The organism is Enterobacter cloacae complex sp. I3 (assembly GCF_014896175.1).
In the GTDB taxonomy this organism is placed as follows: domain Bacteria; phylum Pseudomonadota; class Gammaproteobacteria; order Enterobacterales; family Enterobacteriaceae; genus Enterobacter; species Enterobacter bugandensis.
Genome location: NZ_JADBQZ010000010.1, coordinates 109,932 through 127,902, shown reverse-complemented (window position 1 = coordinate 127,902; position 17,971 = coordinate 109,932). Strand labels below are relative to the sequence as shown.

General features: G+C 56.9%; 17 protein-coding genes. 12 read left to right on the top strand and 5 right to left on the bottom strand.

Annotation, left to right across the window (positions count from 1 at the left end; genetic code table 11):
• Position 1: 1 nt before the first annotated feature.
• Positions 2-562, bottom strand: a complete 561-nt coding sequence (nudE, locus tag IM271_RS09845) for an ADP compounds hydrolase NudE (RefSeq protein ID WP_028014666.1) — start codon at positions 560-562, stop codon at positions 2-4.
• A gap of 322 nt (positions 563-884) precedes the next feature.
• On the opposite strand from nudE, the gene IM271_RS09840 reads away from it, so the two are divergent.
• From IM271_RS09840 to pckA, 5 genes are all read left to right on the top strand, one after another.
• Positions 885-3,020, top strand: a complete 2,136-nt coding sequence (locus IM271_RS09840) for an intracellular growth attenuator family protein (protein ID WP_028014667.1) — start codon at positions 885-887, stop codon at positions 3,018-3,020.
• Between the two features lie 67 nt (positions 3,021-3,087).
• Complete coding sequence (gene yrfG / locus IM271_RS09835; protein WP_193052516.1) at positions 3,088-3,771, top strand: GMP/IMP nucleotidase; 684 nt, start codon at positions 3,088-3,090, stop codon at positions 3,769-3,771.
• Positions 3,768-4,169: a ribosome-associated heat shock protein Hsp15 gene (hslR, locus tag IM271_RS09830; protein WP_028014669.1), complete on the top strand. Its 402-nt coding sequence runs from the start codon at positions 3,768-3,770 to the stop codon at positions 4,167-4,169. The genes yrfG and hslR overlap by 4 nt, the downstream gene beginning before the upstream one ends.
• Positions 4,170-4,187: 18 nt before the next feature.
• Positions 4,188-5,072, top strand: coding sequence for an Hsp33 family molecular chaperone HslO (gene hslO, locus IM271_RS09825; RefSeq protein WP_193052515.1), 885 nt, complete (start codon positions 4,188-4,190; stop codon positions 5,070-5,072).
• Positions 5,073-5,428: 356 nt separating this feature from the next.
• Positions 5,429-7,048, top strand: a complete 1,620-nt coding sequence (gene pckA / locus IM271_RS09820; RefSeq protein ID WP_045259359.1) for a phosphoenolpyruvate carboxykinase (ATP) — start codon at positions 5,429-5,431, stop codon at positions 7,046-7,048.
• A gap of 90 nt (positions 7,049-7,138) precedes the next feature.
• Here the strand turns inward: pckA and envZ are convergent, their stop codons facing one another.
• Entirely contained in the window at positions 7,139-8,485 is a 1,347-nt protein-coding gene (gene envZ / locus IM271_RS09815) for a two-component system sensor histidine kinase EnvZ (RefSeq protein ID WP_028014672.1), read from the bottom strand.
• Positions 8,482-9,201 carry a two-component system response regulator OmpR gene (ompR, locus tag IM271_RS09810; protein WP_001157751.1) on the bottom strand — a complete coding sequence of 240 codons (720 nt, stop codon included), beginning with the start codon at positions 9,199-9,201 and terminating at the stop codon, positions 8,482-8,484. The genes envZ and ompR overlap by 4 nt, the downstream gene beginning before the upstream one ends.
• Positions 9,202-9,429: 228 nt before the next feature.
• Between ompR and greB the strand changes: the two genes are divergently transcribed.
• From greB to feoC, 5 genes are all read left to right on the top strand, one after another.
• Complete coding sequence (greB, locus tag IM271_RS09805; protein ID WP_014885539.1) at positions 9,430-9,903, top strand: transcription elongation factor GreB; 474 nt, start codon at positions 9,430-9,432, stop codon at positions 9,901-9,903.
• A gap of 86 nt (positions 9,904-9,989) precedes the next feature.
• Entirely contained in the window at positions 9,990-12,320 is a 2,331-nt protein-coding gene (locus IM271_RS09800) for a Tex family protein (RefSeq protein WP_045259361.1), read from the top strand.
• 277 nt (positions 12,321-12,597) lie between these two features.
• Positions 12,598-12,825: a ferrous iron transporter A gene (feoA, locus tag IM271_RS09795; RefSeq protein WP_006177893.1), complete on the top strand. Its 228-nt coding sequence runs from the start codon at positions 12,598-12,600 to the stop codon at positions 12,823-12,825.
• Positions 12,826-12,855: 30 nt separating this feature from the next.
• Positions 12,856-15,174: a Fe(2+) transporter permease subunit FeoB gene (feoB, locus tag IM271_RS09790; RefSeq protein WP_028014674.1), complete on the top strand. Its 2,319-nt coding sequence runs from the start codon at positions 12,856-12,858 to the stop codon at positions 15,172-15,174.
• A gap of 12 nt (positions 15,175-15,186) precedes the next feature.
• Entirely contained in the window at positions 15,187-15,423 is a 237-nt protein-coding gene (gene feoC, locus IM271_RS09785) for a [Fe-S]-dependent transcriptional repressor FeoC (protein ID WP_192979059.1), read from the top strand.
• Positions 15,424-15,456: 33 nt separating this feature from the next.
• On the opposite strand, the gene IM271_RS09780 is transcribed toward feoC, so the two are convergent.
• Together IM271_RS09780 and bioH are read right to left on the bottom strand one after the other, a co-directional pair.
• Positions 15,457-15,726, bottom strand: coding sequence for a YdgH/BhsA/McbA-like domain containing protein (locus IM271_RS09780; RefSeq protein WP_028014676.1), 270 nt, complete (start codon positions 15,724-15,726; stop codon positions 15,457-15,459).
• A 111-nt stretch (positions 15,727-15,837) separates the two neighbouring features.
• Entirely contained in the window at positions 15,838-16,611 is a 774-nt protein-coding gene (bioH, locus tag IM271_RS09775; protein ID WP_028014677.1) for a pimeloyl-ACP methyl ester esterase BioH, read from the bottom strand.
• Positions 16,612-16,647: 36 nt separating this feature from the next.
• Between bioH and gntX the strand changes: the two genes are divergently transcribed.
• Both gntX and nfuA read left to right on the top strand, forming a co-directional pair.
• Entirely contained in the window at positions 16,648-17,331 is a 684-nt protein-coding gene (gene gntX, locus IM271_RS09770; RefSeq protein ID WP_192979060.1) for a DNA utilization protein GntX, read from the top strand.
• 61 nt (positions 17,332-17,392) lie between these two features.
• Entirely contained in the window at positions 17,393-17,968 is a 576-nt protein-coding gene (gene nfuA / locus IM271_RS09765) for a Fe-S biogenesis protein NfuA (RefSeq protein WP_003861601.1), read from the top strand.
• The last annotated feature ends 3 nt before the right edge of the window (positions 17,969-17,971 follow it).

Sequence of the window (17,971 nt, the reverse complement as noted above, 5' to 3'; positions counted from 1 at the left end):
CCTACAGCCGCCCTTGCCCTTTCAGCCACTCGCGAACCAAGAACAGTGCGCTCACGTTGCGAGCCTCGTTAAAGTCAGGGTCTTCAAGCAGATCCATCAGATGCGCCAGCGGCCAGCGAACCTGCGGCAGCGGCTCTGGTTCATCTCCCTCCAGCGATTCAGGATAGAGATCTTCAGCCACCACAATGTTCATTTTGCTGGAAAAATAGGACGGCGCCATGCTCAGTTTTTTCAGGAACGACAGTTCGTTCGCGCCAAAACCCACCTCTTCTTTCAGCTCGCGGTTTGCTGCTTCAAAGACCGTTTCACCCGGATCGATGAGCCCTTTCGAGAACCCAAGCTCGTAAGATTCCGTCCCCACGGCGTATTCGCGGATCAAAATCAGATGATCGTCGACGATAGGGACAATCATCACCGCTTCGCGCGAAGAGGGGCGCATACGCTCATAAACACGACGCACACCGTTGCTGAACTCCAGATCCACACTCTCGACGTTAAACAGGCGCGATTTGGCGACAGTTTCAACGTGCAGAATGGTGGGTTTTTGTAGTGGTTTGCTCATCTTGATGGGGTCTTAGCAGTGTGAACTGACGTTATTGTGCGATATGCCGCACGGTTTCGGCAATGTCAATTGTTCTTTATTTACATTTATGCAACGTAGCAGGAATCAATCCTCAATTCAAAACAAATGTCAAGAGGTTGAAATGTTTCCAGGAATTTGCTGATATCGCGCCATGACAGGCTTTGCTATCATCACCGGTCACTGGGATGCGCTTTAGAATGCTCAAGTTCGACTCCATACTTGCAGATAGCCAGCCACAGACTCTCATTCAATGTAAAGGTGCTACTGACTACACCTGTAAGATAAGTAAGATGGGGAAAGCATGAGCACCATTTTGATTGTTCTCGCTGCTATGCTGGTCAGCGCATTGATTGCAGGGTGGCTGTATAGGCGACGCATACAGCGCCGTTACCGGCTGCCCTTTTTAAATGCCTTCGCGGGTGCGACAACGCGTAAACTCACGCAAGACGAGCGCGATGCAGTTGAAAACTATCTCGAAACGCTGAACCGTTCTCAGTTAACGCCTGGGCCGACGGGAGCCACGACTGCACCTGTCGCGCTTAAGCTTAACGCGCAAAGTGACACCGTGCTCTGCGTGACGCGCTCCATCACGCGCTACGGCATTACGACTGACGACCCCAACAAGTGGCGCTACTACCTGGATTCGGTTGAGGTGCATCTGCCCCCGTCCTGGGAGCAGTACATTAACGACGAAAACAGCGTTGAGCTGATTCACACCGATTCGCTGCCGCTGGTAATCTCGCTCAACGGCCATACCCTGAATGACTATCTTCACGAAGCCCCGCGCTTTGCGCTGGAACGCGCGAGTTCAACGCAGGCCTCTATTCGTGGTGAAGAGACCGAGCAGATTGAGCTGCTGAATATTCGTCAGGAGACGCATGAAGAGTACGCCCTGAGCCGTCCGGACGGTATTCGTGAAGCCATCCTGATCGTTGCCGCTTTCCTGCTCTTTTTTGTCTGCCTGCTGACGCCGGACGTCTTTGTCCCATGGCTGGCGGGTGGCGCGGTGTTGCTTCTTGCGGCCGGGCTGTGGGGGCTCTTTGCCCCACCGGCCAAAACCTCGCTGCGGGAGATCCACTGCCTGCGCGGCACGCCAAAGCGCTGGGGCCTGTTCGGTGAGAACGATCAGGAGCATCTCAACAATATCTCACTCGGGATTATTGACCTGATCTACCCGCGCCACTGGCAACCGTGGATTGCGCAGGATTTAGGGCAGAAAACCGATATTGATATCTATCTTGACCGCCACGTTGTGCGACAGGGGCGCTTCCTGTCTCTGCATGATGAAGTGAAAAATTTCCCGCTTCAGCACTGGCTGCGCAGCACGGTCATCGCAGCCGGCGCCGGGCTGGTGTTTATCATGCTGCTGCTTTTCGTGCCGCTGGATATGCCCATCAAATTTACCCTGTCGTGGATCAAAGGCGCGCAGACCATCGAGGCGACCAGCGTCAACCAGCTCGATGAAGCGGGTGTACGGGTGGGCGATACGCTGCGCCTGAAAGGCACCGGAATGTGTAATATCCATACCCCGGGGGCGTGGAACACGCGCCAGAATTCACCGTTCACGCCGTTCGACTGTTCGCAAATTATCTGGAACGACGCCCCGCCGCTGCCGCTGCCGGAATCCGAAGTGGTGAATAAAGCCACGGCGCTGACCCAGACGGTCAACCGCCAGCTGCACCCGAAACCGGACGATGATTCACGCGTCAGCCCCGCGCTGCGTTCCGCCATCCAGAAATCAGGCATGATTCTGCTGGATGATTTTGGCGACATTGTCCTGAAAACCCAGGACTTATGCTCCTCGCAGGATGAGTGCATACGCCTCAAGAACGCGCTGGTTAACCTCGGGAACAGTAAAGACTGGGACTCGCTGGTGAAACGCGCCGAGGCGGGACGACTGGATGGCGTCAACGTGCTGCTGCGTCCGGTCAGCGCGGAATCGCTTGATAACCTGGTCGCCACCTCGACATCGCCGTTTATGATGCGCGAAACCACCCGTGCGGCTCAGGCGCTCAACAGTCCGGCACCGGGCGGCTTTGTGATTGCCAGCGATGAAGGCAGCGACCTGGTCGATCAGCCTTACCCGCAGGTAGCGCTTTATGACTACCCGGCCCAGGAGCAGTGGAGCCAGTTCCAGCGTCTGGCGCAGATGCTGATGCAAACGCCGTTCAGTGCCGAAGGGATTGTCACAAGCATCTACACCGACGCCAACGGCACGCGCCATATCGGCCTGCACCGGATGCCGGACAGCGCAGGATTGTGGCGTTACATTGGCACCTCTCTGCTGATGATCGCCATGCTTATCGCTATTTTCTGGAACGGTTTTATGGCCCTGCGCCGCTACCAGCGCTCCCGCACGCGTCTGGCGGAGATCCAGCAATATTATGAGAATTGCCTCAATCCTAAGCTGATCCCCTCCTCTGAGAGCCTGATCTGATAACGTCGTTGCGCGACAAGATGTGCTACCCTGTCGCGCACGTTTCTTCTGGCTGGAGTTCCCCCCTATGCATCTTGATATCGACTGGCAGCAGGTCGACACCGTTCTGCTGGATATGGACGGCACGCTGCTCGATCTCGCCTTTGATAACTATTTCTGGCAAAAGCTGGTGCCGGAAATCTATGGTGAGCAGCAGGGTATCTCCCCGGCAGAAGCGCAGGCGTTCATTCGTTCGCAATATAGCGCGGTGCAACATACGCTAAACTGGTACTGTCTGGACTACTGGAGCGAGCGCCTCGGTTTGGATATTTGTGCCATGACCACTGCCCAGGGACCACGCGCCGTGCTGCGCGAAGATACGGTTCCCTTCCTGGACGCGCTGAAAGCAAGCGGCAAGCGCCGTATTTTGCTGACTAACGCGCATCCACATAACCTGGCCGTGAAGCTGGAGCATACGGGACTGGCGTCGCACCTTGATTTATTACTTTCCACCCACACATTTGGTTATCCGAAAGAGGATCAGCGGTTGTGGCATGCGGTGAAGGAAGAGACCGGCCTGCAGCCGGAGCGCACGCTATTCATTGACGACAGCGAGCCTATTCTGGATTCTGCGGCAACGTTTGGCATTCGCTACTGTCTGGGCGTCACGAATCCTGACTCTGGCCTGGCTGAAAAAAGCTATCTGCGCCATCCGGGACTGAACGACTACCGCCAGATGATCCCCTCACTGACCGTGAAGGAGACGCCATGAAAGAAAAGCCCTCAGATGGGGTAAGACTGGATAAATGGCTGTGGGCAGCCCGTTTTTATAAAACGCGCGCCCTTGCCCGTGAAATGGTTGACGGCGGTAAAGTGCATTACAACGGCCAGCGCAGCAAGCCGAGCAAGCTGGTTGAGCTGAACGCCACCTTAACGCTGCGCCAGGGCAACGACGAACGTACGGTAGTGATTAAAGCCATTACCGAACAGCGGCGGCCCGCATCGGAAGCCGTACTGCTTTACGAAGAGACGGCTGAAAGCGTTGAAAAGCGCGAGAAGACCGCGCTGGCGCGCAAAATGAATGCGCTGACCATGCCCCACCCGGACCGGCGACCGGATAAAAAAGAGCGCCGCGATCTGATGAAATTTAAACACGGTGAGAGCGAGTAACCCTCACCCGCACGAGAGATGAAAATGGCCCAACACGACCAATTACACCGCTATCTGTTTGAACAATTCGCCGTGCGCGGCGAGCTGGTCACCGTATCCGAAACCTGGAAACAGATTCTGGAAAACCACAACTACCCGCTGCCGGTGAAGACCCTGTTGGGCGAACTGCTGGTTGCCACCAGCCTGCTGACGGCGACGCTGAAGTTTGCCGGTGATATCACCGTGCAGCTGCAGGGTGACGGCCCGATGACGCTGGCGGTCATCAACGGCAATAACCAGCAGCAGATGCGCGGCGTGGCGCGCGTTCAGGGCGACGTGCCTGAAAATGCGGACCTCAAAACGCTGGTGGGCAATGGCTACCTGGTGATCACCATCTCCCCGGAGGAAGGTGAACGCTATCAGGGCGTGGTCGGTCTGGAAGGCGATACCCTGGCAGCCTGCCTGGAAGATTACTTCATGCGCTCCGAACAGCTGCCGACGCGTCTGTTCATCCGTACCGGTGAAGTGGACGGCCAGCCTGCTGCGGGCGGCATGCTGCTGCAGGTTCTGCCAGCGCAGGACGCGCAGACCAATGACTTTGAGCATCTGGCGACGCTGACCGAAACCATCAAGGCGGAAGAGCTGTTCAACCTGTCGGCGACCGACGTGCTGTGGCGTCTGTACCACGAAGAAGAAGTGACCGTGTACGATCCGCAGTCCGTAGAGTTTAAGTGTACCTGCTCGCGCGAGCGCTGCGCTGGCGCACTGAAAACTCTGCCGGGTGAAGAGATCGACAGCATCATGGCTGAAGACGGCGAAATTGATATGCACTGTGACTACTGCGGTACGCACTACGTGTTCAATTCAATGGATATCGCTGAAATCCGCAATAATGCCTCTCCGGCAGATCCGCAAGTTCATTAATACGCTACCCCTCACCCTGCCCTTTCCCCTTTGCGGAGAGGGTTAGGGTGAGGGGCAAAAATCTCCCAAAAGCTGAATCGTTTTCCCTGTGTAACTCTTACGTAATTTTCTTACATGTATGCGATTACATTCACATTCTTTCCGATAAAATCACCACCTCTTAACCTTTTCGGAACATTTTCCCCAACCAAAAAGCGATTCCTGCGATAATCCGCCTGCACTGTGACTGGAGTCGCAGCGTTTTCCGTTAGTAAGGGTTTTATCCAGATGCACAAATCTATGAGCCCCGTCGCGGTTAACATCCCCAGAAAAACCCTACAATTTCAGGCAGTACATATTGGCTAAGGAGCAGTGATATGCGTGTTACTGGTTTAACCCCGCAAGATCTCAAGGCTTATGGTATTCACGACGTCCAGGAAGTGGTCTACAACCCCGATTACGATACGCTGTATCAGGAAGAGCTCAATCCAGCACTGGAAGGATACGAGCGCGGTGTGTTGACGAACCTTGGTGCTATCGCCGTCGATACCGGTATCTTTACCGGTCGTTCGCCGAAAGATAAGTATATCGTCCGAGACGAAACTACCCGCGATACGCTGTGGTGGGCTGACAAGGGCAAAGGGAAGAACGACAACAAACCGCTCTCCCCGGAAACCTGGCAGCATCTGAAAGGGCTCGTCACCCATCAACTTTCCGGTAAGCGTCTGTTCATTGTCGACGCTTTCTGCGGCGCTAACGCCGATACCCGCCTTTCCGTGCGTTTCATTACCGAAGTGGCCTGGCAGGCGCATTTCGTTAAGAATATGTTTATTCGTCCGACCGACGAAGAGCTGCAGGACTTCACACCTGACTTCATCGTGATGAACGGTGCGAAATGCACTAACCCACAGTGGAAAGAGCAGGGACTGAACTCCGAAAACTTCATTGCCTTCAACCTGACCGAACGTATTCAGCTGATCGGTGGTACCTGGTATGGCGGCGAAATGAAGAAAGGGATGTTCTCGGTCATGAACTACCTGCTGCCGCTGCGCGGTATTGCCTCTATGCACTGCTCGGCGAACGTCGGCGAGAAAGGCGACGTAGCGGTGTTCTTCGGTCTTTCCGGCACCGGGAAAACCACGCTCTCCACCGATCCAAAACGCCGTCTGATTGGCGATGACGAACACGGCTGGGACGATGACGGGGTGTTTAACTTCGAAGGCGGCTGCTACGCGAAGACCATTCGCCTGTCTGAAGAGGCCGAGCCGGATATCTTCCACGCGATCCGCCGCGACGCGCTGCTGGAAAACGTCACCGTACGTGCCGACGGCTCTATCGACTTCGACGATGCGTCAAAAACCGAAAACACCCGCGTCTCTTACCCGATCTACCACATCGACAACATCGTGAAGCCGGTGTCAAAAGCGGGCCATGCCACGAAGGTGATTTTCCTGACGGCGGATGCGTTCGGCGTGCTGCCACCGGTTTCCCGCCTGACCGCCAGCCAGACGCAGTACCACTTCCTCTCTGGCTTTACCGCCAAGCTGGCGGGTACCGAGCGTGGCGTCACGGAGCCAACCCCAACCTTCTCCGCCTGCTTCGGTGCAGCCTTCCTGTCGCTTCACCCGACGCAGTACGCTGAGGTGCTGGTGAAACGCATGCAGGCATCCGGCGCGCAGGCCTACCTGGTGAATACCGGCTGGAACGGTACCGGCAAGCGTATCTCCATCAAAGATACCCGCGCCATTATCGACGCCATTCTGGATGGTTCTCTGGATAATGCCGAAACCTTCACGCTGCCGATGTTCGATCTGGCCATTCCGACGGAACTGCCGGGTGTGGATACGCGTATCCTCGACCCGCGCAATACCTACGGATCGCCGGAACAGTGGCGCGAGAAGGCGGAATCGCTGGCGAAGCTGTTTATCGAGAACTTCGAGAAGTACACCGATACCCCGGCAGGTGAAGCGCTGGTGAGCGCGGGTCCGAAGCTGTAGGTAAAAGCAAAAAGGCAACGAAAGTTGCCTTTTTTAATGTTTTCTCCCTCTCCCCGTGGGAGAGGGCCGGGGTGAGGGCATCAGACCGCACTATCCCTCTTTCACCTGCCCCCGCGTCACCGGAACCGGCAACCAGGCGCGAATGCTCAACCCGCCCCGCTCGCTGGTGCCGATCTCCAGCAATCCGTTATGGTTATCCACAATACGCTGCACAATCGCCAGGCCTAAGCCCGTACCGCTGGTGCTGCGCGCGCTATCGCCGCGCACAAATGGCTGGAACAGATGCTTACGCTGCTCGGGCTTAATGCCCGGGCCGTCGTCTTCCACCTGGAACCAGGCGCGGTTGAGTTCAGACCCGCTGCTAACCTTAATCCAGCCGTTACCGTAGCGCGCCGCGTTAACCACCATATTGGCCACCGCACGCTTAATGGAAAGCGGGTGCATACGAACCTGAATTTCACCGTCCTGAAGGTCAGTATCAATTTCACGCTCATAACCACTTTCTGCGGCCACCACTTCGCCCAGCACCGCGTTCAGATCGGCCATTTCCATCGGCATCTCCTGACCGGTGCGCAGGTAATCGATGAACTGCTCGATGATGGCGTTACACTCTTCGATGTCCTTGTTAATAGACTCGGCGAGATAACCGTCCTCTTCACCCATCATCTCCGTCGCCAGACGAATACGCGTTAGCGGGGTGCGCAGGTCATGACTGACGCCGGCCATCAGCAGCGTACGGTCATCCGCCAGCTGCTTAACGCCTGCCGCCATGTGGTTAAACGCGCGCGTTACTGAACGCACTTCAGAGGCACCATATTCACGCAGTGGAGGAGGAATAATGCCTTTACCGACCTGCAGCGCCGCGTGCTCCAGGTCGACCAGCGGTCGGTTCTGGATACGGATAAACAGCCACGCGCCGCCTATCGCCAGCAGCATAATGGCAAGGGTGTAGCGGAACAGCGGCGAGAAATCGCCCTGATGGATTTCAGTCAGCGGAACGCGTACCCAGATGTTGGGTGACAGCCAGGTTTTCAGCCAGACGACGGGCGAGCTTTTGTTGACCTCAACGCGCACTTCCGTCGGGCCCCCCAGCTGTTGCGCCATCTGCTGGCTGAGGAATTCATAGTGCTGCGCCCAGCGCAGGCCAGCATCTTCCGCCGCTTCATTTGAGTAAAGCGAAATGCCCAGTTCACGGTAGATTTCACGGCGAAATGCCGGGGGAACAACCAGCTGCGTGCCGTCCTCCAGCTGCAGCTTATCGGTCATCAGCATACGCACTTCGTAGGCCAGAACCTTATTAAACTGCTGGAGGCTCGGCAGAATCGCAAAGTTCAACACCACCAGGTAGGTCGTCACCAGGCTGACGAACAGCAGGGTGACGATCAGTAAGAGGGTGCGGGCAAACGAGCTTCGCGGCGAGAAGCGCATTCGCCTCATGCTTTAGAGCCGTCCGGAACGAACACGTAGCCCAGACCCCATACGGTCTGAATATAACGAGGATGCGCCGGATCTTCTTCCACCATGCGGCGCAGGCGGGAGATCTGCACGTCGATGGAGCGTTCCATTGCGGAGTATTCGCGACCGCGCGCCAGGTTCATCAGCTTGTCGCGGGAAAGCGGCTCGCGCGGGTGGCTGACCAGCGCTTTCAGTACGGCAAACTCGCCGCTGGTGAGCGGCATTGGCTCATCTTCACGGAACATCTCGCGCGTGCCGAGGTTCAGCTTGAACTTGCCGAAGGCAATGACGGCTTCTTCCTGGGACGGCGCGCCCGGCAGTTCGTTCGCCTGACGGCGCAGCACGGCACGAATACGCGCCAGCAGCTCGCGCGGGTTAAACGGTTTTGGAATGTAGTCGTCGGCGCCGATTTCGAGGCCCACGATACGGTCAACTTCTTCGCCCTTCGCCGTCACCATGATGATCGGCATCGGGTTGCTCTGGCTGCGCAGACGGCGGCAGATAGAAAGCCCGTCTTCACCCGGCAGCATCAGGTCGAGAACCATCAGATGGAAAGATTCGCGGGTCAGCAGACGGTCCATCTGCTCAGCGTTCGCGACGCTACGAACCTGGAAGCCCTGCTCGGTCAGATAACGCTCAAGCAGCGCGCGCAGGCGCATGTCGTCATCCACGACCAGAATTTTGTAGTTTTCTTGCATTGTGTGTACTCCCAAAGGTTCGGATAGTCTTTGTAACAGCGTATTCTAAAAAAGTGCACGTATTCGACCAGTTAATTCTGGTATAAATTCTAGTCGAAATTGTTACAAAGCATATTTAACAGCAGCTTATCTGTTCATTTCATCACATAAATCATTATTAATCCTGTCTGTTACACTGTGTGGTACGTATTGTGCGCAAAACAGAGAACCGGCAGCAAAGGCAGCACCATGAAAACGCCCCTGATCACCCGCGAAGGGTACGAAAAGCTCAAAAAAGAGATGGATTACCTGTGGCGCGAAGAGCGTCCTGAAGTAACCAAAAAGGTGACCTGGGCGGCAAGCCTGGGCGATCGCAGCGAAAATGCTGATTATCAGTACAACAAGAAGCGGCTGCGCGAAATTGACCGCCGGGTACGCTATCTGACGAAGTGTCTTGAGAATCTAAAAATCGTCGATTACTCCCCGCAGCAGGAGGGCAAAGTGTTCTTCGGCGCGTGGGTGGAGATTGAAAACGACGATGGTGACACCCTGCGTTTTCGCATCGTCGGTTACGATGAAATTTTTGGTCGTAAAGATTACATTTCTATCGACTCCCCTATGGCCCGCGCGCTGCTGAAAAAGGAAGTGGGCGATTTAGCCGTCGTGCAGACCCCAGCCGGTGAAGCCAGTTGGTACGTCAATGAGATCGTCTACGTAAAATAGTCCGAGAGCGCCCTCCCCGGCTGGCATTTTGCCGTGTCAGCCCGTATAACTATCCCCTGATTTTTGACCCACAAGATGATAAAGCCATGATGAAAGATTCGCTCTGCCGCATTATTGCGGGTGAACTTCAGGCCAGAGCCGAACAGGTAGAAGCTGCCGTTCGCCTGCTTGATGAAGGGAACACCGTGCCGTTTATTGCACGTTATCGTAAGGAAGTCACAGGCGGTCTGGATGACACGCAGCTGCGTAACCTGGAGACCCGTCTGGGCTATCTGCGCGAGCTGGAAGAACGTCGTCAGGCGATCCTCAAATCCATCGGCGAACAGGGCAAGCTGACCAGCGAGCTGGAAAGCGCCATCAATGGCACCCTGAGCAAAACCGAACTCGAAGACCTCTATCTCCCGTACAAACCGAAGCGCCGTACCCGCGGGCAGATTGCGATTGAAGCGGGTCTTGAGCCGCTGGCCGACCTGCTGTGGAACGAGCCGTCTCACGACCCGGAAACCGAAGCGGCGAAATTCATCGACGCCGACAAAGGCGTAGCGGACACCAAGGCCGCCCTCGACGGCGCGCGCTACATTCTGATGGAGCGCTTCGCGGAAGACGCCGCCCTGCTGGCCAAAGTGCGTGATTATCTGTGGAAGAACGCCCATATCGTCTCTACCGTCGTCGCGGGTAAAGAGGAAGAAGGCGCGAAGTTCCGCGACTACTTCGATCACCACGAACCAATTTCGACCACCCCTTCCCACCGCGCGCTGGCAATGTTCCGCGGCCGCAACGAAGGCGTGCTCCAGCTCTCCCTGAACGCCGACCCGCAGTTTGACGAGCCGCCGAAAGAGAGCCACTGCGAGCAGATTATCATCGACCATCTCGGCCTGCGCCTGAACAACGCCCCGGCGGACAGCTGGCGCAAAGGCGTGGTGAGCTGGACCTGGCGCATCAAGGTGCTGATGCACCTGGAAACCGAGCTGATGGGCACCGTGCGCGAGCGTGCCGAAGATGAAGCGATCAACGTCTTCGCCCGTAACCTGCACGACCTGCTGATGGCCGCTCCTGCGGGCCTGCGCGCCACCATGGGGCTCGATCCGGGCCTGCGTACCGGCGTGAAGGTGGCGGTCGTTGACGGCACCGGCAAGCTGGTCGCCACCGATACCATTTACCCGCACACCGGCCAGGCAGCGAAAGCCGCCGTCGTGGTGGCGGCGCTGTGCGAGAAGTACAACGTGGAGCTGGTTGCCATCGGTAACGGCACCGCATCACGCGAAACCGAGCGTTTCTACCTCGACGTGCAGAAGCAGTTCCCGAAAGTGACGGCACAGAAAGTGATCGTCAGCGAAGCGGGCGCATCGGTCTATTCCGCCTCTGAGCTGGCGGCGCAGGAATTCCCTGACCTGGACGTTTCCCTGCGCGGCGCGGTCTCCATCGCCCGTCGTCTGCAGGATCCGCTGGCGGAGCTGGTGAAGATCGATCCGAAATCCATCGGCGTGGGCCAGTATCAGCACGACGTGAGCCAGACGCAGCTGGCGCGCAAGCTGGACGCGGTCGTGGAAGACTGCGTAAACGCCGTCGGCGTGGACCTGAACACCGCCTCCGTTCCCCTGCTGACCCGCGTGGCGGGGTTAACCCGCATGATGGCGCAGAACATCGTCGCCTGGCGCGATGAGAATGGCCAGTTCCAGAACCGTCAGCAGCTGCTGAAAGTGAGCCGTCTTGGGCCGAAAGCGTTTGAGCAGTGCGCGGGCTTCCTGCGCATCAACCACGGCGATAACCCGCTGGATGCATCTACCGTTCACCCGGAAGCGTATCCAGTGGTGGAACGCATCCTGGCCGCCACCCAGCAGGCGCTGAAGGATCTCATGGGCGACAGCAGCGCTCTGCGCAACCTGAAAGCCGTTGATTTCACCGACGAAAAATTTGGTGTACCAACCGTTACCGACATTATCAAAGAGCTGGAAAAACCGGGCCGCGATCCGCGTCCTGAGTTCAAAACGGCGACCTTTGCTGACGGCATCGAGACCATGAACGATCTCCTGCCGGGCATGGTGCTGGAAGGTGCGGTGACCAACGTCACCAACTTCGGCGCGTTTGTGGATATCGGCGTGCACCAGGACGGTCTGGTGCATATCTCTTCCCTTGCCGACAAGTTCGTTGAAGACCCGCACACCGTGGTCAAAGCGGGCGACATCGTGAAGGTGAAAGTGCTGGAGGTGGATCTGCAGCGCAAGCGTATCGCCCTGACCATGCGTCTGGATGAGCAGCCGGGCGACACCAGCGCGCGCCGTGGCGGCAACGGCGGAGGCCGCGAGCAGCAGCGTCCGGCCACGAAAGCCACAAAACCGCGCGGGCGTGACGCGCAGCCTGCGGGCAACAGCGCGATGATGGACGCGCTGGCGGCGGCGATGGGTAAGAAACGCTAAGGTAACCCCCCTCTCCCCAAAAGGGAGAGGGGAATAAAATCCTCTCGAAATATATGAAACCGATTGCACACCCATATTTAAACCGCTATTTATCACTCCATTAACAAATACGCTTTTTATTCCTTCCCGGGTAATTCTGCAAATATTGAGCAAGGTCAATCAGACCGCAAATTAATACGATTAACAACATCCCGTCACATTTTTATTATTGCTGATAAAAACTATTCTCATTATCATCGCAGTGTAGATTATTTAACCTCTCGTGGAATCAGGCATTATGCAATTCACTCCAGACAGTGCATGGAAAATTACCGGTTTTACCCGCGAAATTAGCCCGGCCTATCGGCAGAAGCTGCTGTCACTTGGCATGCTGCCCGGATCATCATTCCAGGTCGTGCGTGTGGCGCCGTTGGGCGATCCAGTTCATATCGAAACCCGGCGCGTAAATCTGGTTCTGCGCAAAAAAGACCTCGCATTAATTGAAGTTGAATCTTTATCCCGTTAACAAGCCAGCGGTTTCGGTGGGTCTAATACAATGAAAAAATTAACTATTGGCTTAATTGGCAATCCTAATTCCGGCAAGACAACCTTATTTAATCAGTTAACCGGCGCGCGCCAGCGCGTGGGAAATTGGGCAGGCGTAACGGTTGAACGTAAAGAAGGCCAGTTCGCGACAACGGACAATCAGGTCACCCTGGTTGACCTTCCCGGCACCTACTCCTTAACCACGATTTCATCCCAGACTTCGCTCGATGAGCAAATTGCCTGCCACTACATTCTTGGCGGCGACGCGGATCTGCTGATCAACGTGGTCGACGCTTCGAACCTCGAGCGAAACCTTTACCTGACGCTACAGCTGCTGGAGCTGGGGATCCCCTGCATCGTGGCGCTCAACATGCTCGACATTGCGGAAAAACAAAAGCTGCGCATCGACGTCGATGCGCTCTCCGCGCGCCTGGGCTGTCCGGTGGTTCCGCTGGTTTCGACCCGCGCTCGCGGTATCGACGCCCTGAAGCTGGCGATTGACCGCCACGCGGGAAACCGCGACGTTGAGCTGGTGCACTACGCCCAGCCGCTGCTACGCGAAGCCGAACGGCTGGCGCAGGAGATGGACAGCAGCATGCCTGCAAAACAGCGCCTGTGGCTCGGCCTGCAGATGCTGGAAGGGGATATCTACAGCCGCGCCTATGCCGGACATGCGGCGGATAAGCTGGACGTGGCCCTCGCCCGTCTCAGCGACGAGCTGGACGATCCGGCGCTGCACATCGCCGATGCGCGTTATCAGGCCATTGCGTCAATTTGCGACGTGGTCAGCAACGCCCTTACCGCAGAGCCCAGCCGCTTCACGGCGGCGGTGGATAAGATTGTGCTCAACCGCTTCCTCGGTTTGCCCATCTTCCTGCTGGTGATGTACGTGATGTTCCTGCTCGCGATTAACATCGGTGGCGCGCTGCAGCCGATTTTTGACGCCGGTTCTGTCGCGGTCTTCGTACACGGTATTCAGTGGGTAGGTTACACCCTGCACTTCCCGGAATGGCTGACCATCTTCCTTGCCCAGGGGATTGGCGGCGGTATCAACACCGTGCTGCCGCTGGTACCGCAGATCGGCATGATGTATCTGTTCCTCTCGTTCCTCGAAGATTCCGGCTACATGGCGCGCGCCGCCTTCGTGATGGACCGCCTGATGCAGGCGCTGGGCCTGCCGGGCAAATCGTTCGTCCCGCTGATCGTCGGCTTCGGCTGTAACGTGCCGTCGGTAATGGGCGCGCGCACCCTGGATGCACCGCGTGAACGACTGATGACCATTATGATGGCGCCGTTTATGTCCTGCGGCGCGCGTCTGGCAATCTTTGCCGTCTTCGCGGCAGCCTTCTTTGGCCAGCAGGGCGCGCTGGCGGTCTTCTCGCTGTACGTGCTGGGCATCGTGATGGCGATCCTGACCGGCTTAATGCTCAAGCACACCATCATGCGCGGTGAAGCGTCACCGTTTGTAATGGAGCTTCCGGTCTATCACGTTCCGCATCTGAAAAGCCTGGCGATCCAGACCTGGCAGCGCCTGAAAGGCTTTGTGCTGCGCGCCGGTAAGGTGATTGTTATTGTCAGTATTTTCCTGAGCGCGCTGAACAGCTTCACCCTCACCGGTCAGGCGGCAGATAACATCAACGACTCTGCCCTCGCCTCCGTCAGCCGCGTCATCACGCCGGTCTTCAAACCGATTGGCGTGCAGGAGGATAACTGGCAGGCGACCGTGGGCCTGTTCACCGGTGCGATGGCGAAAGAGGTGGTCGTCGGGACCCTGAACACGCTCTACACCGCAGAGAACATTCAGGAGCAGGAATTTAACCCGGCGGAGTTTCACCTCGGTGACGAACTGCTGGGGGCCGTAGAGGAGACCTGGCAGAGCCTGAAAGACACCTTCAGCCTGAGCGTGCTGGCTAACCCGATTGAGGCCAGTAAAGGCGACGGCGAAATGGCGACCGGTGCCATGGGCGTGATGGGCGAGAAGTTTGGCAGCGCGTCCGCAGCCTACAGCTACCTGATCTTCGTTCTGCTCTATATTCCGTGCATCTCGGTGATGGGGGCGATTGCCCGTGAGTCCAGCCGCGGCTGGATGGGCTTCTCCATTCTGTGGGGGCTGAATATCGCCTACTCGCTGGCGACGCTGTTTTACCAGACCGTTAACTTCAGCCAGCATCCGCGCTACAGCCTGGTCAGCATCCTGGCGGTCATCCTGTTTAACGTGATTGTGATTGGCCTGCTGCGCCGGGCGCGAAGCCGCGTTGATATCAACCTGCTGGCGACGCGTAAAACCCCGGCCACCTGCTGCAACAGCCCGGCTGGCGACTGTCACTAAGGGGAAAAACAGATGGCATCGTTGATTCAGGTTCGTGACTTACTGGCATTGCAGGGACGCATGGAGGCAAAACAGCTCAGCCTTAGCCTGCATACGCCGCAGCCGATGATCGATGCCATGCTGGAGCGTCTGGAAGCCATGGGTAAAGCCGTGCGGATTCAGGATGAAGCGGAGGGTTGCCTCTCCAGCAGTTGTAAAAGCTGTCCGGAAGGAAAGGCCTGTCTCAGGGAGTGGTGGGCACTGCGCTAATAAAGCCGGGCATTGCTGCCCGGTTTTATCGTATTACTTATAGACGTCCGCAGTAGCGCGTACGTTTTTGGTCTGTTTTTCTGCGCTGGTGACGACGAAGTATGTCCCGCCCAGCTCATCCGCTTTCTTCGACAGCTCTTTTCTTGCATCCATCGGCGCGGTGGTGTCAGACGTAGAAATCTCACCAATTTTCGTCAGATTCATCCCGGCAACTTTATCTTTTTCCAGCTCTTTTGCCGCAAAAACGCCAAATGACAGTGACCCAATAACCAGAGAAGTGACAATACCTGTAACAAGTTTCATAGCCTGACTCTCCATAGGATTGTTGTTTTGATCATCGTAGGCAGAACAACCGCAACGACATCTGGAGTATGGTTGCGGTGTGTAACTTTTTCCAGGCTGGATAGAAAATAATCAGTCTAAACGTTGACTTAACGCAACCAACGCTGAACAAAATTCCGTCGGATGAGAGATAAACGGCGCATGCGCGGCTTTTGCTATGACCTGTGATTCGCTGTCCGGCCAGAGGGAATCCAGAAGTGGGACCACTTTGCGCGGCACCAGCCCGTCGAGATAGCCATAGATGCGCAGGTGCGGCATGCTCAGCCCGGCCAGCGGCTCGCGCAGATCGGCCGTTTTCAGGATCTCCAGACCGCCGTTAAGCACCTCAACGTCCGGCATCGGCAGGGAGAGCACCACCTGCTTTAACGCTCTGGCATCCTGACGCGCGGTTTCGGTACCCATTGTCTGCAAGGCGAGGAATCGCTCGACGGTCCGCTGGAAATCGTCGCTCAGCTGCTGCTGGAAGCCCGCCAGAACGTCAGGTTTGATGCCGGGCCACGCCTCTTGCGCGCTAAAGCATGGCGACGAGGCCACGGTGACCAGCGCCCTAACGCGCTCGGGCCAGGAGAGCGCAATCTGGCTTGCCACCAGCCCGCCCAGACTCCAGCCCAGCCAGATGGCATTTTGCGGCGCGGCGTCTACAACGTGCTGCGCCATTTCATCAAGCGACATCGCGCCAAAGCCACGGCTGCGACCATAGCCCGGCAGATCAACCAGATGTAACGTAAATTGCGAGGCAAGTTCCTCGCTTATGCAATGCCACACTTCCGCATTCAGGCCCCATCCGTGCAGCAGCACAAGATGGCAATTTCCTGTCCCTACGGTCTGCCACCACAGCGTCTTCATCAGTTACTGTTCTCTTTTTTCACATGGAGGTTGCACATGCTAACAGTGCCTGGCTTGTGCTGGCTATGCAAAATGCCGCTTGCCCTCAGCGCGTGGGGCGTCTGTTCCGTCTGCACGCGTTCGCTGGAAAGGCATATTACAACCTGCCCGCAATGTGGTTTACCGGCGGCGAACCGCGATTTGCCCTGCGGCCGCTGCCTGAAAAAATCCCCGCCGTGGAGCGCGCTGGTGACCGTGGATGATTATGTTCCGCCGCTGAGCGGGCTTATTCACGCCCTGAAGTTTTCCGGCCAGAGTTCGCTGGCGCAGCCCCTTGCCCGCCTGCTTTTACTGGCCGTTTTACAGGCGCGACGAACCCGCGCTTTGCCGAAAATCGACATGGTGATGAATGTCCCCTTATACCGACGCCGGCACTGGCGGCGCGGCTATAATCAAAGCGACCTGCTCTGCCGACCGCTCGCCCGGTGGCTGGGTTGTCGCTACGATGCCAGCGCGATTACCCGCGTTCATGCCACCGCCATCCAGCATCAGCTCAACGCCCGGCTTCGCAAAAGGAACCTGAAAAACGCCTTTCGCCTTGAATTGCCGGTCCACGGCCTCCATATCGCCATCGTGGATGACGTCGTCACCACAGGCAGTACCGTTGCTGAACTTTCCCGACTGCTTTTGCAAAGCGGCGCCGCGTCGGTTCAGGTATGGTGTCTGTGCCGTACCTTGTAGCCCTTCTTCAATGGGCGTATGATTATACCCAGGTAATTTAGTCAACTATTAGGCCAAAGCTATGATCCGTATTTCCGATTCTGCACAAGCGCACTTTGCCAAACTGCTGGCAAATCAGGAAGAAGGGACGCAGATCCGCGTGTTTGTGATCAATCCAGGCACTCCGAATGCAGAATGTGGTGTCTCTTATTGTCCTCCGGACGCTGTGGAAGCAACTGACACTGCCCTTAAATTTGAACAGCTCACCGCTTACGTCGATGAACTGAGCGCGCCGTATCTTGAAGATGCGGAAATCGACTTTGTCACCGACCAGCTGGGTTCTCAGCTGACCCTGAAAGCGCCAAACGCCAAAATGCGTAAAGTCTCTGACGATGCGCCGCTGATGGAGCGCGTTGAGTATCTGCTGCAGTCCCAGATCAACCCACAACTGGCCGGCCACGGTGGTCGCGTTTCCCTGATGGAAATCACGGAAGACGGCCTGGCGATCCTGCAGTTCGGCGGCGGCTGTAACGGTTGCTCCATGGTCGACGTGACCCTGAAAGAAGGGATCGAGAAGCAGCTGCTGAACGAATTCCCGGAACTGAAAGGCGTGCGCGACCTGACAGAGCACCAGCGCGGCGAGCACTCTTACTACTAATTC